The 25,929-nt window shown below is 35.4% G+C and carries 26 protein-coding genes; 21 read left to right on the forward strand and 5 right to left on the reverse strand.

Annotated features, from left to right (window positions below):
• Window positions 1–170 precede the first annotated feature (170 nt).
• Complete coding sequence (locus EPA86_RS14965; protein WP_140605046.1) at window positions 171–1,235, forward strand: AI-2E family transporter; 1,065 nt, start codon at window positions 171–173, stop codon at window positions 1,233–1,235.
• 59 nt (window positions 1,236–1,294) lie between these two features.
• On the opposite strand, the gene EPA86_RS14970 is transcribed toward EPA86_RS14965, so the two are convergent.
• The 4 genes from EPA86_RS14970 to EPA86_RS14985 all read right to left on the reverse strand — a co-directional run bounded on the left by EPA86_RS14970 (window position 1,295) and on the right by EPA86_RS14985 (window position 4,093).
• Window positions 1,295–1,705: a lysozyme inhibitor LprI family protein gene (locus tag EPA86_RS14970; protein WP_140605048.1), complete on the reverse strand. Its 411-nt coding sequence runs from the start codon at window positions 1,703–1,705 to the stop codon at window positions 1,295–1,297.
• Window positions 1,706–1,834: 129 nt separating this feature from the next.
• Window positions 1,835–2,137 (reverse strand): YciI family protein, encoded by a 303-nt coding sequence (locus tag EPA86_RS14975; RefSeq protein WP_140605050.1) that lies wholly within the window; start codon window positions 2,135–2,137, stop codon window positions 1,835–1,837.
• Between the two features lie 38 nt (window positions 2,138–2,175).
• Window positions 2,176–2,739, reverse strand: coding sequence for a septation protein A (locus tag EPA86_RS14980; protein ID WP_140605052.1), 564 nt, complete (start codon window positions 2,737–2,739; stop codon window positions 2,176–2,178).
• A gap of 136 nt (window positions 2,740–2,875) precedes the next feature.
• Entirely contained in the window at window positions 2,876–4,093 is a 1,218-nt protein-coding gene (locus tag EPA86_RS14985; RefSeq protein WP_140605054.1) for a M24 family metallopeptidase, read from the reverse strand.
• 213 nt (window positions 4,094–4,306) lie between these two features.
• Here EPA86_RS14985 and EPA86_RS14990 point away from each other — a divergent pair, with 213 nt between their 5' ends.
• The 20 genes from EPA86_RS14990 (at window position 4,307) to EPA86_RS15090 (ending at window position 25,592) form a co-directional block, all read left to right on the forward strand.
• Window positions 4,307–5,089, forward strand: a complete 783-nt coding sequence (locus tag EPA86_RS14990; protein WP_140605056.1) for a CbbQ/NirQ/NorQ/GpvN family protein — start codon at window positions 4,307–4,309, stop codon at window positions 5,087–5,089.
• Between the two features lie 89 nt (window positions 5,090–5,178).
• Window positions 5,179–5,781: a cytochrome c oxidase subunit 3 family protein gene (locus tag EPA86_RS14995; RefSeq protein ID WP_246058419.1), complete on the forward strand. Its 603-nt coding sequence runs from the start codon at window positions 5,179–5,181 to the stop codon at window positions 5,779–5,781.
• Window positions 5,782–5,806: 25 nt separating this feature from the next.
• Entirely contained in the window at window positions 5,807–6,064 is a 258-nt protein-coding gene (locus EPA86_RS18530; protein WP_170309676.1) for a cytochrome C oxidase subunit IV family protein, read from the forward strand.
• Window positions 6,065–6,086: 22 nt separating this feature from the next.
• Window positions 6,087–6,491, forward strand: a complete 405-nt coding sequence (locus EPA86_RS15005; protein ID WP_140605060.1) for a hypothetical protein — start codon at window positions 6,087–6,089, stop codon at window positions 6,489–6,491.
• 129 nt (window positions 6,492–6,620) lie between these two features.
• Window positions 6,621–8,474 carry a nitric oxide reductase activation protein NorD gene (locus EPA86_RS15010; RefSeq protein ID WP_140605062.1) on the forward strand — a complete coding sequence of 618 codons (1,854 nt, stop codon included), beginning with the start codon at window positions 6,621–6,623 and terminating at the stop codon, window positions 8,472–8,474.
• 413 nt (window positions 8,475–8,887) lie between these two features.
• Window positions 8,888–9,163 carry an STAS domain-containing protein gene (locus tag EPA86_RS15020; RefSeq protein WP_170309677.1) on the forward strand — a complete coding sequence of 92 codons (276 nt, stop codon included), beginning with the start codon at window positions 8,888–8,890 and terminating at the stop codon, window positions 9,161–9,163.
• 60 nt (window positions 9,164–9,223) lie between these two features.
• Window positions 9,224–9,586: a response regulator gene (locus tag EPA86_RS15025; RefSeq protein ID WP_140605066.1), complete on the forward strand. Its 363-nt coding sequence runs from the start codon at window positions 9,224–9,226 to the stop codon at window positions 9,584–9,586.
• A gap of 18 nt (window positions 9,587–9,604) precedes the next feature.
• A complete protein-coding gene (locus EPA86_RS15030) occupies window positions 9,605–11,716 on the forward strand; it encodes a chemotaxis protein CheA (RefSeq protein WP_140605068.1) in 2,112 nt (703 codons plus the stop codon).
• Complete coding sequence (locus EPA86_RS15035; RefSeq protein ID WP_140605070.1) at window positions 11,716–12,243, forward strand: chemotaxis protein CheW; 528 nt, start codon at window positions 11,716–11,718, stop codon at window positions 12,241–12,243. The genes EPA86_RS15030 and EPA86_RS15035 overlap by 1 nt, the downstream gene beginning before the upstream one ends.
• A 28-nt stretch (window positions 12,244–12,271) precedes the next feature.
• The gene (locus EPA86_RS15040; protein ID WP_140605072.1) at window positions 12,272–12,790 is read left to right on the forward strand and encodes a chemotaxis protein CheW; all 519 of its coding nucleotides are present in this window, start codon (window positions 12,272–12,274) and stop codon (window positions 12,788–12,790) included.
• Window positions 12,791–12,847: 57 nt separating this feature from the next.
• The gene (locus tag EPA86_RS15045) at window positions 12,848–15,643 is read left to right on the forward strand and encodes a methyl-accepting chemotaxis protein (protein ID WP_140605074.1); all 2,796 of its coding nucleotides are present in this window, start codon (window positions 12,848–12,850) and stop codon (window positions 15,641–15,643) included.
• 5 nt (window positions 15,644–15,648) lie between these two features.
• Window positions 15,649–16,536 carry a CheR family methyltransferase gene (locus tag EPA86_RS15050; RefSeq protein ID WP_342777402.1) on the forward strand — a complete coding sequence of 296 codons (888 nt, stop codon included), beginning with the start codon at window positions 15,649–15,651 and terminating at the stop codon, window positions 16,534–16,536.
• A gap of 23 nt (window positions 16,537–16,559) precedes the next feature.
• The gene (gene cheD, locus EPA86_RS15055) at window positions 16,560–17,219 is read left to right on the forward strand and encodes a chemoreceptor glutamine deamidase CheD (protein WP_140605076.1); all 660 of its coding nucleotides are present in this window, start codon (window positions 16,560–16,562) and stop codon (window positions 17,217–17,219) included.
• Between the two features lie 57 nt (window positions 17,220–17,276).
• Entirely contained in the window at window positions 17,277–18,365 is a 1,089-nt protein-coding gene (locus EPA86_RS15060) for a protein-glutamate methylesterase/protein-glutamine glutaminase (protein ID WP_425462579.1), read from the forward strand.
• The gene (locus EPA86_RS18480) at window positions 18,355–19,542 is read left to right on the forward strand and encodes a methyl-accepting chemotaxis protein (protein WP_140605080.1); all 1,188 of its coding nucleotides are present in this window, start codon (window positions 18,355–18,357) and stop codon (window positions 19,540–19,542) included. The genes EPA86_RS15060 and EPA86_RS18480 overlap by 11 nt, the downstream gene beginning before the upstream one ends.
• 44 nt (window positions 19,543–19,586) lie before the next feature.
• Complete coding sequence (locus EPA86_RS15070; RefSeq protein WP_140605082.1) at window positions 19,587–19,892, forward strand: STAS domain-containing protein; 306 nt, start codon at window positions 19,587–19,589, stop codon at window positions 19,890–19,892.
• A 16-nt stretch (window positions 19,893–19,908) separates the two neighbouring features.
• Window positions 19,909–21,630, forward strand: coding sequence for a SpoIIE family protein phosphatase (locus EPA86_RS15075; protein WP_140605084.1), 1,722 nt, complete (start codon window positions 19,909–19,911; stop codon window positions 21,628–21,630).
• A 59-nt stretch (window positions 21,631–21,689) separates the two neighbouring features.
• Window positions 21,690–22,856, forward strand: a complete 1,167-nt coding sequence (locus EPA86_RS15080) for a response regulator (protein WP_140605086.1) — start codon at window positions 21,690–21,692, stop codon at window positions 22,854–22,856.
• Window positions 22,853–25,027, forward strand: a complete 2,175-nt coding sequence (locus EPA86_RS15085) for an ATP-binding protein (RefSeq protein WP_140605088.1) — start codon at window positions 22,853–22,855, stop codon at window positions 25,025–25,027. The genes EPA86_RS15080 and EPA86_RS15085 overlap by 4 nt, the downstream gene beginning before the upstream one ends.
• A gap of 166 nt (window positions 25,028–25,193) precedes the next feature.
• Complete coding sequence (locus EPA86_RS15090; RefSeq protein WP_140605090.1) at window positions 25,194–25,592, forward strand: Hpt domain-containing protein; 399 nt, start codon at window positions 25,194–25,196, stop codon at window positions 25,590–25,592.
• A 28-nt stretch (window positions 25,593–25,620) separates the two neighbouring features.
• Here EPA86_RS15090 and yfaE read toward each other — a convergent pair whose 3' ends face one another.
• Window positions 25,621–25,926: a class I ribonucleotide reductase maintenance protein YfaE gene (gene yfaE, locus EPA86_RS15095; RefSeq protein ID WP_246058420.1), complete on the reverse strand. Its 306-nt coding sequence runs from the start codon at window positions 25,924–25,926 to the stop codon at window positions 25,621–25,623.
• Window positions 25,927–25,929: the final 3 nt, after the last annotated feature.

Below are 25,929 nucleotides of genomic sequence, written 5' to 3' on the forward strand. Positions count from 1 at the left end.
AAGGCTTTGGTTGCAGCCAAAGCTTGGGCCTCACTTTACCTAAACTGGTTTAAAAAAGAATAAAAAAGGTGGGTGTATTATCCATACAAGGCTATTGAGTTATGACAGTAACTAGTGAATTTGGTTAATGTCATGTATATTGCCTTTATTAAGTAACAAGGGATATATTCATGGTTTCTTTGGAAAAAAGTAGTTCACTCGTTAAAGGCTTTGTAACAGTTGCTGCGGTTTTTATCATCTTAGCGGGTGTAAAAATTGCAGCAAGTATTATTGTTCCTTTTTTACTGTCATTATTTATCGCTATTATCTGTAATCCGCTGATCACAAAAGCTAGCCAATACAGAATACCCAAAGCCATTTCTGTCATCTTTGTCATAGTATGTTTTGTCTTTGTTGCACTTTCTTTAACGGGGTTAGTAGGAAAATCTCTCAATGAATTGTCACAGCAGCTGCCAGAGTATCGTGTGCAGTTGAAAGAGCAATTTGTTTGGTTAACTTCACTTTTTACCAAATACAATATTGATATTTCGATTTCTGTACTGAGTGAGTATTTTGATCCTGCCGCTGCAATGGGTCTAGCTGCAGATATGTTAAGTGGTTTTGGCTCTGTCATGGCCAACCTTTTCTTAATCGTGCTAACTGTTGTCTTTATGCTTTTTGAATCATCGTCTTTCCCATTAAAACTTCATTTTGCAATGGATGATCCTGAAATGCGACTTAACCAAATAGAACGCTTTCTAGCGGCGGTAAACAATTATATCGCAATTAAAACCTTAGTGAGTTTAGCCACAGGTTGTATCGTTTCAATTATGTTATGGGCTTTTGGTTTAGACTTTTTCTTACTGTGGGGAGTATTAGCTTTTCTACTTAATTATATTCCAAATATTGGCTCTATCATTGCTGCAGTACCACCAATGACATTAGCGATATTACAACTTGGTATTGGTGAAGCTGGCTTGATAGGTTTAGGTTATGTTGTTATTAACATGGTGATGGGTAATATTGTTGAACCTCGCTATTTAGGGAAGGGACTCGGTTTATCGACCTTAGTGGTATTTTTATCATTAATATTTTGGGGCTGGTTATTGGGCACTGTGGGTATGTTATTGAGTGTGCCATTGACTATGATATTAAAGATTGGCCTTGAAAATTCGCCTGAAGGACGATGGCTGGCGGTGATGTTAAGTGATGAACAAGAAGTCTGTGAAAAGTCTAAACAGATGTTAACTCAATAATAAGGTCCGTTTTAAGCGCTAAATACACCTTTTAGCGCTTAAAATATTAACCACTAAAGCTACTGGGCTTCAGTTTTTGTGGATAACTGGATAATTCTTGCCTTCGTTAATTCAACAAAACATTGTTTAAAAGCTATTCCTGCTCCTTTGTCTGGTGATATAGCCAAATACCGCCAGCGACAATCATTTTCCCTAAAGCTAATAAAATTGCTTTGTGAACGTTTAAACATTTTTAACGCAGAGTAGCGGCCATTAACAAGAGCTTTTTCTTCAAGGTTAAAGGTATGGTGATTAATCCACGTTTGAAGTTCACTATCTAAAGTGTCAATGACACCGTCTAAGCACCGGGATAATAAGCTTTCATCGTTTTTTAAGTCTTCACAATCAGCAAGCTTATTACGAGCTTCTGCTTGAGACGATATAATAAACATTACCAGAAATGGCACAGTCATTAAGGCTTTTTTATACATAGATTATATTACTACCTGTAAGCGACATGGTTGATTAATATAAAGTAGATACTACTAATTTAAGCTATTTCAAATGAGTTTGCACAAAAAATCTCACCTAATCATAAATATTTCTTCATGAAGAATTAATTATGATGGCAGTACTTTTTTATATGGCTTAACAATAACCTTTTTATACACACCTGCCTCAATATAAGGGTCGACATCTGCCCAAGCTTGAGCTTTTTCTAGACTTTCAAATTTAGCGATAACTAAAGAGCCAGTAAAGCCAGCAGAACCTGGATCTTCACTATCAATGGCAGGACATGGACCTGCAACTAATAATCTGCCTTCGTCTTGCAGTAGACGTAGTCTTTCTAGATGCTTTTCTCTAACGGTAAGTCTTAGTGATAAAGAGTTTTCAACGTCTTCGCTATATATAAGGTAGAACATACTATCTCTCAATATGATTAATGATTTTAAAGTAGGGGTTAGGTTTTATCATTGTGTTCTTCATCTTTATTTTCTTCTTGCGGCATGTACTTATATAAAAATAATACCGAACTGATAGCGAAAACAAATGTTAAACCAGTTAAGCCAAATACTTTGAAGTTAACCCATGTTTCTAGAGGGTAGCTATAGGCTATGTAAATATTCAATATGGCACAGCAAGTAAAAAAGCATGCCCAAGCAAGGTTTAACCTTGCCCATATGTTATCTGGTAATGTTAAAGCTTCGCCGAGAAATTGTTTAATGATATTTTTGTTAAATCCGTAATAACTCACCAACAATGCACAGGCAAACAATCCATTTATAATTGTTACTTTCCACTTAATAAACGCATCATTGTGGAAGAAAATAGTAAGTCCTCCAAATACTGCTACCATGAGAAATACTACTAAATGTCGCGTTGGAATTTTTTCTTTTTTTATGACGTAATACAACACCTGCAGTGCAGAAGTCACTATTAATGCGCCTGTAGCCCAGTAGATATCTGCAAATTTATTAACCACAAAGAAAATGATGAGAGGAATATATTCAAATATTGCGTGCATATAATATTATGTTTTGAAAAAAGAGGTGAGGATTTTAACTAAAGTTTGCGGTAATAGCCAAACATTAAAGTGTTAAAAATAATGTTTGGCTCTGATATTTGTATAAGGGGGTTAACTTACCTGTTCAAAGAGAGAGTTACTGATCATAACCAAAAGGATCGTCGATACTAAAAGATGGCTCAGTAAACCATTTTGCCCCTGTCTCTGTCATATAAAAATGATCTTCTAAGCGTATACCAAACTCACCAGGAATCACAAGCATAGGTTCATTTGAGAATGACATACCTTTAGCTAAAGGGGTTCTGTCGCTTCTTACTAAATAAGGCCATTCATGAATGTCTAAACCAACGCCATGGCCTGTTCTATGCGGGCAACCAGGAGTTTCGTAATCAGGGCCAAGTCCTTTATCGGCTAGAAAGTTACGTGCAGCTACATCAACATCACCACAAGGGACACCAATCTTGGCAGCATTAAATGCGGCTATTTGTGCATCTTTTTCTACTTGCCACATTTCTCTATGTCTGTCAGTCGGTTCACCGAATACATATGTGCGAGTAATGTCAGAATTATAACCATGTAACTGGCAGCCAGTATCAATCAAGACCACATCATTTTTATCTAATGCTTTTGGGGTTTTAACACCGTGAGGGTATGACGTATCTAAACCGAATAAAACAATACAAAAATATGAACCTGCTGGTGCACCTAATTTAATATGAGCTTGATTTATAAATTGCTTCACTTCGTCTGTGGTAATGCCTTCATACAAAATACGTGCTGCTGCTTTATGTACTTCCATGGTCATGTCTTTTGCTCGTTGTAAAAGAGCAATCTCAGTATCTGATTTTTGGCCACGACAAGTCGCAGTAATTACTTTTGCATCAATGAGATTTAGTTGTGGGTTAACTTGTTGAATACCATTTGTCATAAAGAAGCTAGTTGATTCATCTATAGCTAAGGTACCTGTATTTACCCCGAGATTTGCTAGTACTTCATTGGTTAACTCGTAAGGGCTCTCATGTTCTTGCCAGCCGTGAATGTTACCTTCGATAGTCAAGTGCAACTTAATGGTATCAATTTCGAAAAATGGCACTATGTAATGCAATTCACCACTTTGAGTTAAAATTGCTCCAACCATGCGCTCACTTGGGTACCAGCGTGTCCCAGTGAAATAGTAAAGATTTGTGCCAGCATTAAGGTACATTGCATCAATGCTATGTGCTTTCATTAGTTGCTGAGCTTTTTCTATGCGACTATTAAATTCTAGTTCGGTGATAGGGGATATATCAGTCGTCATGTTTGATAGCTTTTCAAGTTCAATTGCTGCGGTTGAACCGCCAATTCCAATAGTCATTTTGTTTCACCTATATGGGGAGTGTTAATATATTTTAAATATACAATATACATGGCGTATTTGATAGTAGTAGGTTTTATTTATTTTTATAGTTGTGTTAGGACAATATTAGCAATTGATCTTTATCAAGTAACACGTGCTAAAGCATTGTACTTTTGTGTAGAGAAGAGTACTTTAGTGACAATTTTACACTATATACTAAATTTTTAAATTATGAGTGAATCGAATCTTTTTTATCAAGAACAAAAGAATGAAGTATCTTTATTCAATTATGCTTTCGAACATGAGTTGCCTGTATTGATCAAAGGTCCAACAGGTTGTGGTAAAACACGTTTTGTTGCGCATATGGCAGAAAAGCTAAATAAACCACTTTATACTGTTGCATGTCATGATGACTTAACTGCCGCAGATCTTGTAGGAAGACATCTTATTGGTCCTGATGGTACCTATTGGCAAGATGGGCCATTAACCAAAGCCGTAAGAGAAGGTGGAATTTGTTATTTAGATGAAGTGGTGGAGGCACGTAAAGATACAACGGTAGTCTTACATCCATTAGCAGATGATCGTCGTGTTTTACCTCTTGAAAGAACAGGAGAGTTACTCGAAGCCGCACCTGGCTTTATGCTAGTTGTTTCATATAACCCAGGCTACCAAAATTTATTGAAGGGTATGAAACCTAGTACGCGACAACGTTTTGTTGCCTTACGTTTTGATTACCCAAGTGCTGAAGTTGAACAACAAATTTTAATAAAAGAAGCTGGCGCTGATGCTCACCTTGCCTTTAAATTAGTTGAACTTGCTACAGCGCTTCGTCGGTTAGAACAAAATGACCTTGATGAAGTTGCTTCTACTCGATTGTTAATTTATGCAGCCCGTATGATTGGCTCAGGCATGAATGCTCTTGATGTTTGTCGTTGTTGTTTAGCTGAACCATTATCAGATGACCCTCAAACGGTTAAAGCATTGATGGATGTCGCTAAAATATACTTTGATTAGTATTGATATGAGCGAGTTTTGTCACGGTTAAACTCGCTCATATTGATTAGCTTTTATAAACAATACACTTCTGTTGCAATTGACTAACTATGCCTGAATCCTTTTCTTCTAATAATATCACTCGTGAAGATATTTTAAATAAACACGTATTGCCTGGTGATTTGGCCATGTGGTTTTTCATATTGGCTGAGCTGACTGTATTTGCTATTTTTTTTATTGGTTTTGCTATTGCTGAGCAGCAGAATTCAATTCTATTTAGTGAAGGGAAAAAACAATTACATCAAACTGCAGGGCTTGTTAATACTATAGCGTTAATAACCAGCAGTTTTTTTGTTGCAATAGCTTTGAACGTAATGCACAAAAATAAAGGTAAAAGAGCGGCATATTTGATTGTATTGGCCGATGCAACCGCACTTATTTATATCTTTGTAAAACTATGGGAGTACTTTGCTTTATTTGAGCAAGGGATTGGAATAGAAACGAATACCTTTTTTACTTTGTATTTTCTTATCACTATGTTTCATTTAATGCATGTTTTACTAGGCATGGTTATTTTGTTGTTTATTGCGAAAAAAGCATTTTCGGGCGAATATTCTGACACAAAAATATCTGGCTTTGAATCTGGTGCCAGTTATTGGCATATGGTTGATTTGTTGTGGATAATTCTATTTCCACTTATTTACGTTATTTAAGACTGAGTGTTATATGAGCTACTTTATGAATAAAAGTACTAAATTAGCTTTCATAAGCTGGCTAGTATTAATAGTACTTACTTTGATATCAGTTTATCTTACACTATTTATCGATAGCCGAGCTATATACGTGGGTGTAGCGTTATTAATTGTATCAATAAAGGGTCAGCAAATTATTGATATATTTATGGAACTTAAGCATGCACCTAAGTTATGGCGTATGCTACTATTAAGTTATGTAATCGTTGTTCCATTGATTATTGGATTAATTTATCTAGTCTAGCTATTTAGGGTAGGAATACACTATGGAAAGAGAAACAAGTCCTAGCACGAAGTTTTCGATCATTTGCCAGTCGCTTTATTTGGCTAATTTACTTTTATTACCAGGCGTTTGTTTCTTCATTTTAATCTATTACTTACTACAATATTCTCGTCTGACTAAAAATCAATTGCCCCAAAAAGAAGCTAAAAAGCTTTCTTTGAACACCTTGGGTATTGGAAAAATTCATCTGTATCGTAGTGTTCAAATAACATGCCTTGCAGGTGTTATGTTAGTGGTATTTCCATTAATAGTTTTTTTATTTTCAAACCAGTTTGAAGCATCTATTATGGTTAGCTTGTTTTACTTCATTACCTTACATGCCGCTTTTGTATTAATCGGCATGCTCAACTTATCTCGTGCAATGGCAAGAAAGTTACCAATATTCTAGTTTTTTTGTATTTAATCTAAACAAAAGTAATTCTTATTTATTCAAGCTTTGACCCATATCACAACGGCAGTGAAATAACTTGATAGAATAAGAATATATCTTTGAAATAATTTGTGAATAGTAAACATTATGGAAGAATGGGTCGGCGGCCTTTGGCATAAATATATTACCCGAAAAGCAAATCCTGAATTTGATGAGGCAAGAGTTACCTTCGATGAAGTAAGTAAATCTGTTGGTATGGTTTTTCGTGCTTTAGGTGGTGACGTCGTTAAACGTGTTGAAGCGGCAACAGGCAGAGAATACTTAACGAGAAAAACCTTTCTTCAAAAAATTTCAGGTGATAACCAGTTAGTTAGTTTAGCTTGGCAAGATCATGAGAGTCTGCGTTTACCTGAATCATTAGCTGTATTTCCAACAACTGAACTTAATTACGATTTATATATATGGTTATCTGTTCTGGCAGCAAATCATAGTGGTAAATTTACACATTGGGCGAAAGATAATCAGCAACTAGTTGTTGAAGTATTAGAAAGTTTTCCTAGCTTACATAGCCGCTATAATAGACTAGCTCAGTCATTTGTCGAGCTTAGGGCCGATCTGTCTGGTATGTCTGAGGAAGAAGCTCAAATGGAGCGATTAATTAGGCAGTCTATTTTAACGCCTGGTTCTGTTAGTGATTTTCCTGTGGTTAATTTTGCACCTAAAGCTGTATATCTTTGGTTATATCCTTCTGCTAGTTCTGATGAAGTGTTGCAAGCACAGTTTGATGAATCCTCATTAGAAGAACAAGAAAAAGAGCAGCAGAAATCGGCAAAGAAAACTAAAAATTCTCGTAAAGAAGCAGAGCGAGTTGAGTCACCCGATGAACGAAATGGCATGATGATATTTCGTTTAGAAAGTATGTTCTCTTGGAGTGAATTTTCAAAGTTAGATCGGGGCAGTGATGATAGCGATGAAGATGATGAAGATTACGAAAGAACCATTGATGACTTAGATAAGATCACTTTAGCTCAACAGCAAGAGCAACAAAAAAGTGCTCAAATAAAAGTCGATTTGGATTTACCTTCTGCATCTGAAGATGATATTCCTTTAGGTGATGGTATAAAACTACCTGAATGGGATTATAGAAAACAAGTGTTACTGGAAGATCATTGTCTCTTGCAGCCTATGTTGCCAAGAGACTCAAAACCAGCCAAGCTTCCTGTTAAACTTCAAAAAACAGCTAAAACTATCCAAGCACAATTTGAGCAACTACAAAGTGTTCGTTATTGGCTAAAAGCACAACCACAAGGTGAAGAGCTTGATTTAGCTGCTTGGCTCGATTTTCACGTAGAAAGTAAAACATCAGCTACTGCTGAAAAAGGCTTATTTCAATCCTTTAGAGGAAATCATCGAGATTTATCTTGTTTGTTATTGGCTGATTTATCTATGTCCACTGATTCTCATTTAGATGATGATAATCGAGTTATTGATGTAGTCAAAGATAGTCTATTACTTTTTGGAGAAGCGCTTCAAGCCGTTGGCGATAACTTTGCTATGTATGGGTTTTCATCAGTAAAACGTTCTAATGTTCGGTTTACCATGTTAAAGAACTTTAAAGAAAAATATAATGACGATGTCAGGGGCCGGATACAGGCTATTAAACCAGGGTTTTATACACGAATGGGTGCTGCAATTCGCCAAGCAACTAAAGTCATTGCTGAACAAAACACCAGTGAGAAATTATTACTCATACTTACTGATGGTAAGCCTAATGATATTGATCATTATGAAGGTCGCTTTGGTATAGAAGATACTCATCAAGCTATATGCGAAGCTAAGCGGTTAGGTATAAAACCGTTTTGTATAACGATTGATGTTGACGCCCAGGATTATCTTCCGTATTTATTTGGCAGTGATGGTTTTACGCAAATTTTAAGGCCTGCTCAGTTGCCGATGCGTTTACCTCAACTTTATCATCAACTAACATCTCAAAACTCGTAATAGGATTTTGACTACTATGAAAGTATGTTTATATTGTCAAAACAAAAACAATGAAGACTTAAAACAATGTGAGCGTTGTGGTATGGAGCTTCCCATCAAACAACCTCAAAGCAAAAAAGCCAAATTGACTTTTTTTACTAAAGCATTTTGGTTAATCGTTATTTTTTGCATCATTATGGTTATTTATCTGCCAAGGTAAATAACCTGGGTTACTTTTCTTACTTAATACCTATTTTACTTGATCAAAACTTTTATTAACTCGTTCTTTTTTCATACGAATTGACTGAATTATAACCAAAATACATAAATGGTTACTTTTGTTTATAAATATCATGGTTGCTAGCTTGCATTAGCTAGAAACTGTCATATAGTTAATTCAGGTTAATAATAAAAATATTGAAATGGATAGCAAAATGATCAAGCTTCCCAGTGAGTTAACCATCGCTCAGGTTGACTCTTACCAGACGCAAGTCATTTCACACATTGATGAAAATACAGTTATTAATATCGATGATAGTGAACTGACTCGAATTGATACTATTGGTGTGCAATTCATCCTCGCTGTAGTGACCTATATTATTGCTCAAGGCAAAGAAATTAAGTGGCAATCTACATCCATAATCTTACGTGAAAGCATTAATCAACTCGGTATTAAAGATGCCATCTTATTGCAATATTTTTCGGATTAATTTGAAATTACTTTATAAACAAACAAATAGAATTACTGATATTTTTATGAGGAAGTACACATGACAAAAGTGTTAGTTGTTGATGACTCCAACTCTATTAGAGACATGGTGAGTTTTACACTTAAGAGTGCAGGTTATCAAACGGTTGAAGCAAAAGATGGTCAAGAGGGGCTATCAAAAGCTCAAGGAGACAGCTTTGATCTAGTTATTTCTGATGTCAATATGCCAAATATGGATGGAATTGCACTTTGTACTGAATTAAGAAAGCTTGCGAATTTTAAATTCACGCCTATTTTAATGCTAACTACAGAAAGCTCAACCGACATGAAAATGCGCGGCAAAGCAGCAGGTGCTACAGGCTGGTTAGTGAAACCTTTTAATCCAGAAAAGCTTTTAGCAACTATAAAACGTGTAGTGCGTTAAATGTACTAGGTACTCTTTATGACGGTTGATTTATCACAATTTATTCCTAGCTTTTTAGAAGAGAGCTTTGAAGGCCTTGAATTAATGGAATCAGGGTTGTTAAATCTTCAAGAGGGAGATAGTGAATTGATTCATTCTATCTTTCGAGCTGCTCATTCAATTAAAGGGGGAGCAGGTACATTTGGTTTTGAGAATGTAACTGACTTTACTCATTTAGTTGAAACTTTATTGGATGAAATGCGTGATGGTCGGCGTGAAATTACCAGCGAAGATACAGAGATATTACTTGAATCTGTGGATTGTATTCGTCTTCTGATTGAGGCGGCAAGAGATGGTGAAGAGTACGATAATGAAAAGATTGAACAAACTTCTAAAAGACTCACCGCCACCCTTGATGGTAAAAATCATTCGAAAGAGGCATGTGACAATACAGAGGAAGTTGTAAAATCACCTAATGATCTAGAGTATTTAATTCATTTCGTACCTGAACTAAGTTTAGCAAAAACGGGTAATGATCCCATTTTTTTATTTACAGCATTAGCTGAGCTTGGCGTATTAACAATTGAAGCTGATTCATCAAGCTTGCCTGCTTTAAATGACATTGATCCTCTTGAGCTTTATTTAAGTTGGCAATTGAAATTAATTAGTTCTGCAAGCATCGACGACATTAAGGAGATTTTTGAATGGGTTGAGGATGAGTGCGAACTTGATATCATTATAGTAGACGCGGATAACTTAGCCTCTAGTTCAACTGTTCAAGATTTGGAACAATCTTCAAATGAGCAAGTCAAAGAAGTAAAAGAAACACAAGGAGTTGAAGTTTCCTCTAACTCGGAAACGTCTAACCAATCTGAAGTAACTAAAGAAAGTAATGCTGGGATTAAACCTAAAGCCAAATCAGATGTGGGTTCGATAAGAGTTGGTGTTGATAAAGTAGATAGCTTAATTAATTTAGTTGGTGAACTTGTGATAACACAGTCAATGTTATCAGAGTTAGGTAGCGATTTTGATATGTCTAAGGTTGATCGTTTAACAAATGGCCTTGAACAATTATTACAAAACACCAAAGAGCTACAAGAAAGTGTCATGCGCATACGTATGTTACCCATAAGTTTCGCCTTTAACCGCTTTCCTCGTTTAGTTCATGATTTAGCCAATAAAACGGGTAAAGACATGGAGCTCGTTATTAAAGGAGAGCAAACAGAGCTCGACAAAACGGTGATGGAACAAATTGGCGATCCACTTGTTCACTTAATACGAAATGCTGTAGATCACGGTATCGAATCTAGTGAAGTTAGACTTGCAAATGGAAAGCCAAAACAAGGAGTAATCTCACTAGATGCTTATCATCAAGGCGGTAATATCGTTATTGAAATCTCTGATGATGGTGGTGGAATTGATCGAGAAAATGTTTTTTCAAAGGCTGTAGAAAAAGGCTTAGTTGATGCTAATGCAACACTCACTGATAGCCAAGTCTTTGATTTATTATTTGAGCCCGGATTTTCTACAGCAGCAGAAGTCACCGATATTTCTGGCCGTGGTGTCGGTATGGATGTAGTAAAACGTAATATTCAAGCCCTCGGTGGTAGAATTCAGGTCGACTCTACTCCAGGTGAAGGTAGTACCTTTAAAGTGAATCTCCCCTTAACACTAGCGATTCTTGATGGTCAGCTAGTTAAAGTCGGCACCGAAACATATATCATTCCGCTTATCTCAATAGTCGAATCATTACAAATAGAAAAAGAGTATTTAAATCGTGTGTCTGGCGACATGGACTTATACAGACTTAGAGATGACAATGTCCCTATTTTGCCTATATATCAACTATTTAATATAAATTCTCAATGTACTGATTTAGATAACGCGTTACTTGTCGTGGTTGAATCTGACGGGCAAAAAGTCGGATTAATGGTTGATGATTTACTTGCACAGCAACAAGTTGTCATAAAGAGCTTAAAAGATAACTATCAGCAAGTATTAGGCATTTCTGGTGCAACTATTTTAGGAGATGGCTCAGTAGCGATGATTTTAGATATTCCAGGCATGATCCAAATGGCTCTTGAAAAAGCACAGAGAATACAACTTAAGAAATACCCGAATCATACAGATAAAGTAGGAGAGTATATTTAATGAATATACAAGCTATGGCGAATGAAATACCTTCAGAAGGTGAGCACTCCATAGAAGGCATAGACTTTATTACTAGTGGTGATCAATATCTAACTTTTACCTTATCTCACGAGCAATACGCGGTAGATATATTATGTGTCGAGGAAATAAGAAGCTGGGAACGACCAACAATTATTCCTAATTCACCTACTTATATACAGGGTGTAATTAATATGCGTGGAGTAATTGTGCCGATAATCGATTTGAGATTAAAGTTTTCAATAGGTGAAGCATCGTATACAGAAACAACTGTCGTAATTGTTTTAACTTACCAAGATGATGTTGCTTCTAGAACGATGGGCTTTGTTGTTGATGCGGTTTCCGATGTATTAAATGTGGAATCTGAAGAAATTAAGCCTGCGCCTCAGTTTGGCGGATGTGTTCCTCCACAATATATTGAAGGCCTAATTAATGCCGAAGCAAATGTAGTTACATTATTAAATGTTGCTAACTTACAGTTGTTAGAAAAAGACGACAACCATGCGTAAATTATTATGTTAAGTAATGGAAAACACCATGATAGATAGTGAAAAAGAGTATTTAACATTTATGCTTCAAGGTGAAGAATATGGGGTTGATATTCTTTGCGTACAGGAAATAAGAGTTTGGAGTTCGGTAACAGAGTTACCCAATAAACCTGAGTATCTAAAAGGTGTTATTAACCTTCGTGGGGTAATAATTCCAATAATTGACCTGAGACTAAGGTTTGGCCATCAAGCTTTAGAATATGACGAACAGACAGTTACGATAATTTTGCGCCAAAAAAATCAGCATAGAACTATGGTTGTTGGCTTAGTTGTTGATGCCGTATCAGAAGTTTATAAATTTACTCCGCAATCTATCAGACCCGCTCCAGCATTTGGTAGCCACATTGATAGCTGTTTTTTAAAAGGTTTAGCAAGTGTCGATGAAAAGTTAATTATTTTATTAGATAGCAATACTCTGTTAAATGAAGATGACCTTTATTGTATCGAACATGTAACTGATGAAGAAAATTCTGATGAACTAGCTGAACAAGAGAGCGGTACAGCATAGTAAATTAATAAAATAGTAGTGATTTACAAAGTATAAAATAAAACAGGAAAATTATTTATGACTCCAAAGCAAATTAGTTTAGTGCAGGAAAGTTGGCTAAAAGTACTACCAATAGCGCCAAAAGCTGCGGAAATATTTTATCAAACATTATTCGAAATGGATCCTGCACTGACTTCTCTATTTCCTGAGGATTTAACGGAGCAAGGTAAGAAGCTTATGGCAATGCTCGATACTGCTGTTAAATTGTTAAATGATCCTGAAAAATTAATTCCAGCAGTTGAAAAGCTAGGTGTTAAACACCTTGAATACGGCACAAAAGAAGAGCACTACGCTACTGTAGGCGCTGCGTTAATAAAAACCTTAACAATTGGGTTAGGAGATGATTTTACCCCATCTGTTAAACGTGCATGGACTGCTGTATATAAAACTTTGTCTACCACTATGATTTCAGCAGCTAATAATGCTGCTAACCAAAACTCACAAGCAAATACTGGTAACCTAAAAGGTGCAATGATGAACAAGAAAACTAAGGATGGAAATGATTTAGCTGTACGTTTACAAGGTGCTTTAGAGCAATCAATGACGGCATTCATGATGATAGATAGGGGTTTTACTATTACCTATTTTAATCAAGCTACACTTGATTTACTTAAAAAGCACGAAGCAACTTTCCAGAAAAAGTGGCCGGGTTTTAAAGCAGATGCTGACGCAATGATGGGGATAAATATTGATATGTTTCATCAACACCCAGAGCATCAACGAAAATTGTTAGCTGATCCATCGAACCTACCTTTTACTACAGATATTCAAATTTTGCATTTGGTTATAGAACTAAATGTTACTGCGATAATGGATTCAGATGGTGAGTATATTGGTAATTCACTTGAGTGGTCAGATGTTACTGAAACTAGAGCAAAAGAAAATCAAGCGGTTCAGCTTCAAGGTGCTATAGACCAGTCAGGAACTGCATGTATGATGATTGATAGGGATTTCAATATTACTTATGCAAATGCATCGACACTTATTCTTTTAAAAGAACATGAAGAAACATTGGCTGACAATTGGCCAGGTTTCAAAGCAGATGAAGAATCATTAATCGGCACTAATATAGATATATTCCATAAAAAACCTGAACATCAACGCAAACTTTTAGCGGATCCGAATAACCTGCCATATCAAACAGATATTCAAATTAGCCATTTAACTTTTAACTTAAAAGTTACTGCAATTTATGATTCAAATGAAAACTATATAGGTAATTCATTAGAATGGTCTGATGTAACAGAGATAAGAGCTAAATCAATTGAAGTAGGTCGTTTGACGTCTGCCGTAGAGGGGATGACGACTAACCTTATGATGGCGGATACTAAAGGAAATATTGTGTATGCAAATCCAGCAGTATTGACAATGTTACGCCGCAGAGAAGAGCAATTACGAACCGCTTTGCCTTCGTTTAGTGTAGATAAGGTTGTTGGTACTAATTTTGATTCATTTCATAAAAACCCAGCGCACCAACAGAACTTATTAGGGAATCCTGATAATTTACCCTATACCGCAGAAATTAGTGTAGTGGGCTTAACCTTCCAATTGATAGCTATAGCTTTAAGAGATGATCAAGGAAACCATGTAGGTAATGCTGTGCAATGGCTTGATCTTACTGAGGAGAAAGATGCCCAAGGACAAATTGAAAACCTAATTACGGATGCAATTTCAGGCACATTAGATAGCCGAATCGATACTAGTAATTATGAAGGTTTCATGAAAGTGCTTGGTTCCAATATTAATAACTTAATGGATGCCATAGTTGAGCCTATTACCGACGCTATCAATATTGCTCAATCACTTGCCGATGGTGATTTAACACAATCAATGAGTAACGATTATGGTGGTGAATTTTTAGCGCTTTCGAATGCAATGAACGGTTCAATTAAAAACCTGACGAGTATGGTCGATGAGATTCGAAATGCATCCACTAATGTCTTTGATTCAGCGAGAGAAATTGCTGAAGGTAATAATGAGTTAAGCCATAGAACAGAATCGCAAGCCTCAAGTCTAGAAGAAACCGCTTCTGCGATGGAAGAGTTAACCAGTACAGTTCAACAAAATGCAGAGAACACTACAGAAGCGAGTAAATTGTCTAATTCTGTTATGGATAAAGCGAGCAATGGTGGCTCTGTCGTACGAAGTGCCATTACTGCAATGAGTGATATCAACAAATCAAGTAAAAAGATTGCAGATATTATCAGTGTCATTGATGAAATCGCATTTCAAACTAATTTACTTGCATTAAATGCTGCCGTTGAAGCCGCAAGAGCAGGTGAGCAGGGGCGTGGTTTTGCCGTCGTAGCCGCAGAAGTAAGAAATCTAGCGCAGCGCTCAGCAGGTGCAGCGAAAGAAATCAAAGGCTTAATTAATGATAGTGTTGAGGCTGTCGGTCAAGGAACGAAGCTTGTTGATGAAACAGGTCAAACATTTGGTGAACTGGTCACGGCAATTGAAGAAGTGAGTAAAATGATTTCAGATATTGATAGTGCAGGCAAGGAGCAATCAGCCGGTATTAGTGAAGTTAGCGCTGCAGTAAGTCAAATGGATGAAATGACCCAACAAAACGCAGCATTAGTTGAAGAAGCTGCAGCATCAAGTAAATCTATGGAAGAACAATCTCAAGCACTACTTGAACAAGTTGCTTTCTTTAATAATGGAGAAGAAGAGCTAGAACAGCCAATTCGTTCTCCAAGAAAACGCGAAAAGGCAAGAGCGAGTAAATTTAGTCCTGCGGTTCCTTCTCTAAGTAATCGCCCTAAAAGCAATAGGCCTGCAACACCTGTAGACCAAGAGTGGGAAGAGTTTTAGTCTAAATGATGACCGTATCGACTCATGATAAAACGTTGCAAGTCGACAGAAGCAATAGAGCTAAATTAACCGATAAAGAATTTAGCTTTATTTGTCAATTTGTATATCAAAGCACAGGAATTGTATTAAACGACAATAAACGTGAAATGGTCTATCGAAGGCTTACAAGAATTATAAGAGAAAGAAAACTTGCTTCTTTCTCACAATATTGTCAGATGCTTAAGGAACACCCTGAACGAGAGAAAGATTTTTTTATTAATGCTATCACAACCAATTTGACAAGTTTTTTTAGAGAGCAGCATCATTTTGATTACTTAAAAACAACAGAGTTTCCTACATTGTTGCAAAGGAAAAAGAAACTTGCCAATGGCAAGAAACGTCTAAGAATATGGTCTTCTGCTAGCTCTACAGGTGAAGAGCCTTATAGTATAGCCATGACATTACTTGAAGTCTTAAAAGCAGAATTGTCTGAATGGGATGCAAAAATTTTAGCAACAGATATTGATAGTAATGTGCTAAATAAAGGAAAAAATGGCATTTACGACAATAATAAAATTGAGGCTATTCCACAAAGCTACCTTGATAAATACTTTTATCAAGGTAAAGGTGAAAATAGAGACAATGTAAAAGTTGCTAAAGAGTTGCAGCAACTAATTACTTTTAAAAGGCTAAATTTACTTCATGATTGGCCGATGAAGGGGCCATTTGATGTGATTTTTTGCCGTAATGTCATTATTTATTTTGACAAGGAAACTCAGCAAGATTTGTTTGCACGTTATTATGAGTTATTAGCGCCCGGTGGATTATTTATTCTAGGCCATAGTGAGAATTTAGGTAGTTTCCAAAAGTATTTTGAAAATAGTGGTAGAACAATGTTTAGAAAACCTTATTAGTTTTTATTAGTTTAGAGGTTTATGTGCGTCGAAGTGATCATCCTGAAGTAGAATTATGTAGGCAATCTTGTTTACCTGAATTTAGCAATATAAATCATTATTGGGACAAACAAAGAGATATGGTTGTTGCAAAAATATTGCCTGGAGAGTTTTATTTTACTACAGGTCATATAGCCATATCGACGACATTGGGCTCATGTATTTCTGCATGTATCTGGGATAGTAAAACATTCATCGGTGGAATGAACCATTTTATGTTACCGATCACCAATAAAGAAGCTCATGAAGTTAACTGGGGTAAGCGGGAGAAAATGAGTGACGCTACACGTTATGGTAACTTTGCCATGGAGCACCTTATAAATACCATCTTAAAATCTGGTGGTAGACGGGCTAATTTACGAGCTAAGTTATTTGGCGGGGCAAAAGTGTTAAACAAAATGACTGATGTAGGTCAGAGGAATATTGACTTTGCTATACATTATTTAAAGCAAGAAAATATACCCGTTGAAAGTCAGGATATTGGTGATATTTTTCCTAGAAAAATTATTTTTGAGCCAAGTAGTGGGCGAGCGTTTGTTAAAAGACTCGATAACCTACATAACGATACCATCACTAGACGCGAATATGATTATCGTAGTCAAATTGAACAAGATCCTGTTGATGGTGATGTTGAACTTTTTTAGTTAATGAAACAGTACCTTGACAGCAGTAAAGGTATATAAGGGCAATGTTATATGGAGTTGATAAAAGTCTTAGTAGTTGATGACTCAGCCGTTATTAGGAGTATTGTTAAAGAGTCCTTAAGTCAAACTGCCGGCATTGAGGTGGTTGGTGAGGCAGAGGACCCATTCGTTGCACGAGATCTCATTAAACAGCTTAACCCCGATGTATTAACACTAGATGTTGAAATGCCTAAAATGGATGGCATAACATTTTTGAAAAATTTAATGCGTCTTAGGCCGATGCCTGTTGTTATGCTGTCAACACTGACTACTAAAGGTGCTGATATAACTTTACAAGCTTTAGAACTAGGTGCTGTAGACTTTATTGCTAAACCCAGTGTTCAAGAATTATTAGCTACTCAAGCTAGCTTTCAAGATGTTTTGGTTGAAAAAATTCAAGAAGCTTTTAGCGTTGATCAACGAAATTTTAAGCTAGTTGACCTCGTTGCAAAAAATAAAAATGATCCAACATTATCTACAAGTTCATTTAAAGGAATTAAGCGAGCCAATCATCTTATTGCGATAGGTGCCTCTACTGGAGGTACTGACGCAATTAAGAGAGTTTTGACACAACTTCCAAAAAACAGTCCGCCAATTGTTATAGCCCAGCATATACCTAAAGCTTTTAGTTTACGTTTCGCCGAACGTCTCAATAACAATTGCTCCTTAGAGGTTAAAGAGGCGAATCATGGTCAAAAAATCAAAGAAGGTCATGTATATATTGCACCAGGAGATAAACATCTTGAGATTGTCAGTAAAAATGGCGCTTTATTTACTACTTTAACAGATGGACCTGAAGTAAATCGACATAAACCCTCCGTGGATGTTCTATTCGATTCATTGATTAATTTTGCAGATAATGTACAGGCGGTTTTATTAACTGGGATGGGGCAAGATGGTGCGCAAAGTATGCTTAGATTAAAAGAGCATGGTGCAAACACTATTATACAAGATAAGTACAGCAGCTTAATTTGGGGAATGCCAGGTAGGGCATTTGATTTAAGAGCACATACTGTTGAAGCTCCGCTAGACATGATTCCTAATATTCTTTTGAATTATGCACAATTATCAAAAAGTGAGATGAAGGAGAAGTTAAATGAGCATTAATCGATATATGTTTGGTTTATTCTTCACCTTAACAATTTTGATTATTGTGAATCAGTTAGTGATAGAAAGTAGTGCCATGTTTTTCGTGGTTGTTACTTTATTGCTATTTTGCTTAGGATATTATTTTTTAATACTTGAAAAGTCGAGTATATCCAATTCTTCTCCTGCTAAAGAGCAATACATCCCTGATGTTGATAATGAACTCATACATAACGTTGTATTTGAGCTGCAACAGTTTCTACAACAAGAAATTAAAGTCATTGAGGCTGAATTAAACAGAACTAAGTTACTAATAGAAGAAGCTGTATTTGGCATGTCTGATAGTTTTAAAGAGATGCAAAGTTTGACTGATGAACAACAATCAATGATTCTTCAGTTAATTGATAATAGTCATAGTTTTGCGGGTGGTGAAGGAACATTAGAAGACTTTGTTAAGGACTCAGATAAAACACTAGATGACTTTGTAAATGTTATAGTTAATACAAGTAAGCAAAGCCTAGAAACCATGAATTATACCGATGAAATGGTGACTCAATTTGATGGTATTTTCAATATCTTATCTCAAGTCGAAAGTTTAGCGTCTCAAACCAATCTACTCGCTTTAAATGCTGCTATTGAAGCTGCAAGGGCTGGTGATGCTGGGCGTGGCTTCGCTGTAGTAGCCAATGAAGTTAGATCGTTATCAGTAGATTCAACAGAACTAAACCAAGAAATTAGAAATGAGATCAATCAAGCCAAAGAGACCATTGCTAATTTACGCCAATCCGTTGAAATTATGGCCTCTGCCGACATGACATCAACACTTGAAGCTAAAAATAAAATGTCGGTTATGATGAAACATGTCGACAAGTTAAACCAATATACTAACTCAAGTGTTGATAAACTGAGTAACCTTTCACCAAAATTAACTGATGCTGTTGCAACAGGAGTTCGCTCATTACAATTTGAAGATTTAACAAGACAATCGCTACATTCACTTGAACTAAATGTTGAGAGCATTCTTTCCATTAGTAAGGTGCTGGCTGATTTTGAGAATAAACCAAGCTCAGATGTTCATCAGCAGCTAATAAGCTTGAAAGATAAGTGTCAGGCTGTTTATCAAGAAACACATCTTGCAGAAAGTAAACGAAGTGTTAAGCAATTAAATATGGATGAGGGAGATATTGATTTATTTTAATCATCAAATCACTTTAAAATTTTAGGTCGTATAGGGAGCCCACTATGACAGTTAATTCAAGTTTGCATAGCGATAGTAATCAATTAATCATCTCAATTGATGAACGTTTTGATTTTTCATTACATCAACAGTTTCGAGATTGTTATAGCCAAGTACAACAAAAAGGACTCGAGTATATTTTAGATCTTAGTAAAACGAAGTATATGGATAGTTCTGCACTTGGCATGATCTTATTGTTAAAAGATCACGTAGAAATGTACGCAAGTACCTTAACCATTCAGAACCCTAGTGATACGGTAAGTAAAATTTTAGAAATTGCACAATTTCATCGTTTAATGACAATTAAATAACTGGTATTGATACTTTATGAGCAGTAATCAAAAACTCGCACTGATTGTTGATGACTCTAAGACTCAATGTAAGATCTTAACTAAACTTTTGGAAGAAGAGCATTATTCTGTCATTGAAGCTAATGATGGCTCAAGTGGAGTACAGAAATATATAAGCCATAAACCTGATTTGGTATTGATGGATATAAACATGCCAATTATGGATGGCTTTGAAGCAGCCCGGCAAATAAAGAAATTGTCGGGTACTAAAGATCTGGCTCCACTTATTTTTATTACTAGTATGGATACAGACCAAGCGTTTATTGATAGTGTTGATTCAGGCGGTGATGGCATTTTAGTTAGGCCTTTTTCTCCAAATGTATTTAAAGCTAAGATTAAATCTATTCAAAGAATTAGTAATTTATACCAGCAAGTTAAAACTTTGCAACAAGAGCAACAGCAGGATGCTGAACTCGCTGAGAAAATGATGTCTGAAGTCATTGAATCAAGAAACTTTGCTTTAGATAGAGTGCAAGTGATAAAAAAAGCCGCGACTATTTTTAGTGGTGATATCCAGTTAACCGCTTTATGCCCTAATGGTGACATTCATGTTTTATTAGGTGACTTCACAGGTCATGGTTTAAGATCTTCAATAGGTGCTATTCCCGTTACCGAAACTTTTAGAGCGATGACGAAAAAAGGTTTCTCTTTGTTTGAAATTGTTATTCAACTTAACAAACAATTAAATCATTTATTACCTGCGGATCTATTTTTCGCTGCAAGTTTTGTTTGTATTTCACACCATGAAAAATCCGCTTACATTTTTAATGCCGGTCTTCCTGACGGTTACCTTTATAATGATAAAGGTCAGATTAGAAAACGATTTGAATCATCACACCCGCCCTTGGGTATTTTACGTGAGTTGCTACCTGACGCTAAGGTAGAGGTTATTGATATAGACTTGTCAGATAGCGTAGTTTTTATTTCTGATGGAATAATTGAGGCACGAAATGAACAAGGTGAACTATTTGGTGTTGAACGTTTTGAAAACGCAGCAACAGAAGGGATTACAGGGAATAATCTAGTTTCTACCGTGAATGAACGTTTAGAAGTATTTTGCCTTGGTGTTCCCCAAGAAGATGATATATCACTTGTAGCAATCCCTTGTCATGGATGGATAAAAGATATTGTTAATACTAAGCCTGTAATCCCTGAAAGTTTAAATGAACAAGATTTTAACAGACAATCAACACCAGCATGGTCTTGGCATTTACATTTAACTGGCAAGCTATTAAAAACAGTAAATCCAATTCCGATGATCATGAATCAAATTAACGACATAGAGGGGGCTGGTGAGCACTGGCATAATTTATATACTATATTAACAGAACTGTTTATTAACTCATTGGATCATGGCGTTTTAGGTCTGAGTTCATCATTGAAAAAATCGCCAGAGGGATTTAGCCAATATTTTAACGAACGAACGAATCGTTTAGATAAATTAGATTCTGGTTATGTATTAATTTCCTTAAAGTATTTTCCATTTTCAGAAGGTGGAAAAATGGTTGTTAATATAAAAGATAGTGGGAAAGGATTTAATATTTTAAAAGTAATGAAAAGTAATACAGAACAACTAGCTACATCTCATGCCTTAAGTGGCAGGGGAATAGAACTAGTTAATCAACTCTGTGACACGTTAGAGTATATAGAAGAGGGGACTTCTGTAACTGCTAGCTATGTTTGGCATAATAAAAGTTAAATTACATATTAGCTAACATTACCCAAATTGCCCCGTCTAAAACAGCTAAGGAAAGTACTATGACAAAACATAATATCTTAATTATTGATGATAATATTGATTATCTGAAGCTATTGGCTGAAAGTTTAGAAGATATTTTTGATGTTAAATGTGCGAGCAATATCAAAGTGGCAAATGATTTGCTTGAAGAAAATGATAAGTTTGATATTGCTCTAGTTGATGAAAATATTGGTGAAGATAAAGGGTCAGAATGGATCAAAAGTCATCAAGGCAATAGTCAAGCTCCCACATCGTTTGTCCTGTACTCAGGTCTTGCAACAGAAGAAGCAATTTTAAAAGGTTTAGAGTGTGGGGCAGATGACTTTTTGTCCAAGCCTATTTCTTTATTAGCCCTTCATTCAAAGCTAGAAAAATTAATTGATTATCAAGACAAAATCCATGATTTTGAGCATGAAATCAAATCAAAAGAAAATGTAATCAATATTTCGATGGCACAAGCATCGAAATATGGCAGTTGCATGCAATTAACATCGAAATTAAATAACTGTTTCTCCATCGAGCAAATACGTGATGAAGTTTTTTCATATTTATATTCAACAGGCTTACATGGCTGTATTGCTTTTTACCCGCTCAATGAAAAGCCAAGATTTTTTAGTGCTCAAAAAGGTTTATGTTCACCAGTTGAAATAGAAGTGATGGAGCTACTTAAAGTCAAACCTAGACTCTATAGATTCGGTAGCAGAACTATATTTAATCACTCGCTGGTTTCGCTTTTTATTTTAAATCTTGAGGATGGCAGTATTGATACTGATATATATGTTGATGCACTAGCATCAGTTATTGAATGTATTGGTGCAAGAATGGCCTTTATTACCTACAAAAATTCACTTGTTAGCGTACAAGAGCAAATAAAAGAAGCAGTTTATAAAACAAAGAAAATGGTGCAAATTTCAAAGCATCATCAGCAAGAGGTTATGAATGAAATCGTTCAAAATATAGGTACCAGTTTTCATATCCTTGATATGAGCGAGAAGCAGGAAGAATACTTAACAAGTTTAGTGCATAACGCTCTTAAAAAGCATAGCCAAGATGACATAAACTTTCTTGAGGTTACTCAACTGTTAGATCAAGCCTTAGTAAGTGTCGATCAACTTCAATCATTAAGCGTCAAGCAACAAAATTCACCTCAACTTGATGCAATTGATGATGAGGATGAACTATTTTGAAAACAGAATCATTAAGTTTTGCTCATAAAGTATTAGAAGCAGTCGATGATGCTTATTTTGAGTGGCATCCATTAAAGGATGTCGTAGTTTATTCGGCAAAGTTAATGTCTTTACTCGGTTATGAAAATGAAACTTATATTGATTCTTCAGCCCTGCTTGCTAGACATATTGAGCAGGAGGATTTCGACGAGTTCATTGACCAACTAAAAAAACATCTTAAGGGAGTGATTCAAAAAATTGATATTACTCTCCCTATCAAAACCAAATTTGAAAAATCGATGTGGGTTCATTGTGTTGCCAGAGTAGTTGAACATAGTGAAGGGGATGCATCCCTACTTTTTGGCACCGTGAGAGATATTAGTGCAACTAAGCAAATGATGCATCAGTTAAAGAAACAAAATGATTGGTTAATGTTTGCTGAACGGATAAGCAACGCTGGACATTGGCGTTATGATATTGAACAAGAAACATTAACTTGGTCTGCTGAAATATTCCGAATTCATAATTTAGAGACTAACGATTTTACACCAACTATTCATAAAGCGGTTGATCTGTTCATCGCAAAAGATAGGCCTAAAATTAGAACTATGATGAACAATGCAATTCATCATCATCAAGCATTTCAGATAAAATCTTGTTTGTTGTTAGCAAACAACATAAAGCGAAAAGTAGAATTAAATGCGGAAATAGAACGAGATGCACTTGGTAATCCTAAAGCTATATTCGGCGTATATAAAGATATTACTCGCAGTGAGAATATGTTTGAAAAGTTAAAATTACTTGCCATGGTTAATTTTACTATTCGTGTGCCTATTTTCTTCATAGATGACAATGACAATGTTGTATATCAAGATATTTCTCCTCATTATGATGAAGAAAGCTCTGTACTTTTCAATTATATTAATTTTAGCATTACTGAATATATGGAGTTTAAAAAGCACGCAAAAGAAAAAGGGCAAATTAAACAAACCAACGTAAGCTTTGATAAATATAATTCTGTGTTTGATTTATCTGTTACTTATGAAGCACAAGAAGGTATATATATCTGGATTGTGGAAAATGTTACTGAAAAATTTAGAAAAGAGCAGCAACAAATTATTTCGAACAGGTTAGCATTACTCGGCAATACATTTGGTAATGTTTCTCATGATATTAATAATGTGCTTGGAGTAGCTTTAGGCGCAATAGAAATGCTTGAACTTAAGTTTACTCGGGGAGAAAAAGATATATCAACTTATATTGACCGAGTAAAAAATGCCATAGATAAAGGGAAGGACGTCACAGAACGATTATTAGCGTTTACCAGAAAACCTACCGTTAAAGTGGTGACCTTTGACCCAATTCAAGAAATCTTAGATAACCAGTATTTATTCAAACAGTTGTTATTAAGCACAATAAATATTCAATTTAAATTTGAACAGTTGCAGTGCATGATTAATTTCCCACAAGGTGAGTTCATTAATATTTTATTAAATATTGTGTTAAATGCTCAAGATGCAATTCAAGAAAAGGGTTTAAGTGGACAAATAGAAATTTCTGCAAATTTGATAGAAGGTAATCGACTAGAGATACATGTAAAAGATAGCGGTATAGGTATAGAGAATGAAAACTTAACAAAAATCTTTGATCCGTTTTATAGTTCTAAATCAGTCAACAAAGGTAATGGTATAGGTTTAGCTAACGTATATAGCACGATGTACAAGCATAATGGGCAAATTCAAGTAGAAGGTAAAAGTGATCTCGGCGGGGCACACTTTACTTTGATCTTTAAATGTAAAGAGTTGCATGAGACTTATTTACCTCAAAATAGTAATAATGAGTTTTTAAGTTATCAAAATACCAATATTTTAGTACTTGATGATGAAGTTAGCATTGCGGAATTTGTAGCATTATTTTTAGAGAGCAAAGGAGCAAACGTTGTTGTCGCAAATAATAAATTTGAGTTGATAGAAAGGCTTTCGAATGATGCTGCATTTGATATTTTTATTACCGATATGATACTACCTGATTTATCAGGTAAAGAAGCTGTAAATATGGTTAAAGAAAAATTTCCGGCGATTAAGGTATATTCAATCAGTGGCTATATCGCCATAGAAGATAGAAGCTGGGATTACCCTGTATTAAGAAAACCATTTAATTCAAAAGAGCTTGCTGAATTTTTATCTATGTAATGATTACATTTGGTGATGAGCATTTAAAATGAAAAACATTGTATGACAACAGATTAATCGCATACTATTATATTAGCGATAAGCGATTATATAGAAATCGCACTTTTCCTATTCACGATAACTTTATTGTTATTCAATTAAGAAGTTAAAAAGAAAATATATTACTATGAATGATAATTTCTCAGATTTAGATTTACATGATGAACAAACACCAGAAATTCAGATTGACGGTATAGATTCAGCAATAGGCATAAATAATGTGCTAGGTGACGAAGCTTTATTTTTAGAAATCTTGGCTATGTTTTATGAAGATCATAATGAAGATGGTAAAAAACTGGAACAAGCCATTTCAACTGAAGATTATACGGCGTTAAAGCATATTGTACATACATTGAAAGGTGTATCGAGTTCTGTGGGCGCGACTTCACTGTTTGAATGTACAAAAGCATTAGATGAAGCGATTAATAAAAACATAAGCGATGACTACGCACCACTTTATCAAACTCTGTTACCTGAGTTTAATAAAGTAATGGATAGTATTTCTGCTAAATTAATTAAAACGTAAAGTTTAAGTGGTTTATAGTCTTTTATAATTATTCAATTTCTAACGTTATATCGGTAACAGGAACACAACAGCAGGGGAGTATTTCATTTGTTTTGACAAAAGCAAGTGGTTCTCCGTTAGGGTAACTAATCTCACCTTCACGAAGTGTCACTCTACATGCTCCACAAAAACCATCCCTACAATGATAATGCACTTCGACTTTAGCGGCTTCTAAACATTCCAATAACGTTTGCTTTGGATTTTTGTAAGCAATCTGTTGATCGTTAACAGAGATAGTAGGGATTAAATCACCAAGCTTATCTAATATGTTAGGTGTACTTTTATCTTTCATCATAAA

This window comes from Litorilituus lipolyticus, assembly GCF_006439335.1.
In the GTDB taxonomy this organism is placed as follows: domain Bacteria; phylum Pseudomonadota; class Gammaproteobacteria; order Enterobacterales; family Alteromonadaceae; genus Colwellia; species Colwellia lipolytica.

Coding starts and splice junctions, on each gene's coding strand:
- EPA86_RS14965 (WP_140605046.1), top strand. CDS start 171: ATGGTTTCTTTGGAAAAAAGTAGTTCACTCGTTAAAGGCTTTGTAACA.
- EPA86_RS14970 (WP_140605048.1), bottom strand. CDS start 1,705: ATGTATAAAAAAGCCTTAATGACTGTGCCATTTCTGGTAATGTTTATT.
- EPA86_RS14975 (WP_140605050.1), bottom strand. CDS start 2,137: ATGTTCTACCTTATATATAGCGAAGACGTTGAAAACTCTTTATCACTA.
- EPA86_RS14980 (WP_140605052.1), bottom strand. CDS start 2,739: ATGCACGCAATATTTGAATATATTCCTCTCATCATTTTCTTTGTGGTT.
- EPA86_RS14985 (WP_140605054.1), bottom strand. CDS start 4,093: ATGACTATTGGAATTGGCGGTTCAACCGCAGCAATTGAACTTGAAAAG.
- EPA86_RS14990 (WP_140605056.1), top strand. CDS start 4,307: ATGAGTGAATCGAATCTTTTTTATCAAGAACAAAAGAATGAAGTATCT.
- EPA86_RS14995 (WP_246058419.1), top strand. CDS start 5,179: ATGCCTGAATCCTTTTCTTCTAATAATATCACTCGTGAAGATATTTTA.
- EPA86_RS18530 (WP_170309676.1), top strand. CDS start 5,807: ATGAATAAAAGTACTAAATTAGCTTTCATAAGCTGGCTAGTATTAATA.
- EPA86_RS15005 (WP_140605060.1), top strand. CDS start 6,087: ATGGAAAGAGAAACAAGTCCTAGCACGAAGTTTTCGATCATTTGCCAG.
- EPA86_RS15010 (WP_140605062.1), top strand. CDS start 6,621: ATGGAAGAATGGGTCGGCGGCCTTTGGCATAAATATATTACCCGAAAA.
- EPA86_RS15020 (WP_170309677.1), top strand. CDS start 8,888: ATGATCAAGCTTCCCAGTGAGTTAACCATCGCTCAGGTTGACTCTTAC.
- EPA86_RS15025 (WP_140605066.1), top strand. CDS start 9,224: ATGACAAAAGTGTTAGTTGTTGATGACTCCAACTCTATTAGAGACATG.
- EPA86_RS15030 (WP_140605068.1), top strand. CDS start 9,605: ATGACGGTTGATTTATCACAATTTATTCCTAGCTTTTTAGAAGAGAGC.
- EPA86_RS15035 (WP_140605070.1), top strand. CDS start 11,716: ATGAATATACAAGCTATGGCGAATGAAATACCTTCAGAAGGTGAGCAC.
- EPA86_RS15040 (WP_140605072.1), top strand. CDS start 12,272: ATGATAGATAGTGAAAAAGAGTATTTAACATTTATGCTTCAAGGTGAA.
- EPA86_RS15045 (WP_140605074.1), top strand. CDS start 12,848: ATGACTCCAAAGCAAATTAGTTTAGTGCAGGAAAGTTGGCTAAAAGTA.
- EPA86_RS15050 (WP_342777402.1), top strand. CDS start 15,649: ATGATGACCGTATCGACTCATGATAAAACGTTGCAAGTCGACAGAAGC.
- EPA86_RS18480 (WP_140605080.1), top strand. CDS start 18,355: ATGAGCATTAATCGATATATGTTTGGTTTATTCTTCACCTTAACAATT.
- EPA86_RS15070 (WP_140605082.1), top strand. CDS start 19,587: ATGACAGTTAATTCAAGTTTGCATAGCGATAGTAATCAATTAATCATC.
- EPA86_RS15075 (WP_140605084.1), top strand. CDS start 19,909: ATGAGCAGTAATCAAAAACTCGCACTGATTGTTGATGACTCTAAGACT.
- EPA86_RS15080 (WP_140605086.1), top strand. CDS start 21,690: ATGACAAAACATAATATCTTAATTATTGATGATAATATTGATTATCTG.
- EPA86_RS15090 (WP_140605090.1), top strand. CDS start 25,194: ATGAATGATAATTTCTCAGATTTAGATTTACATGATGAACAAACACCA.
- yfaE (WP_246058420.1), bottom strand. CDS start 25,926: ATGATGAAAGATAAAAGTACACCTAACATATTAGATAAGCTTGGTGAT.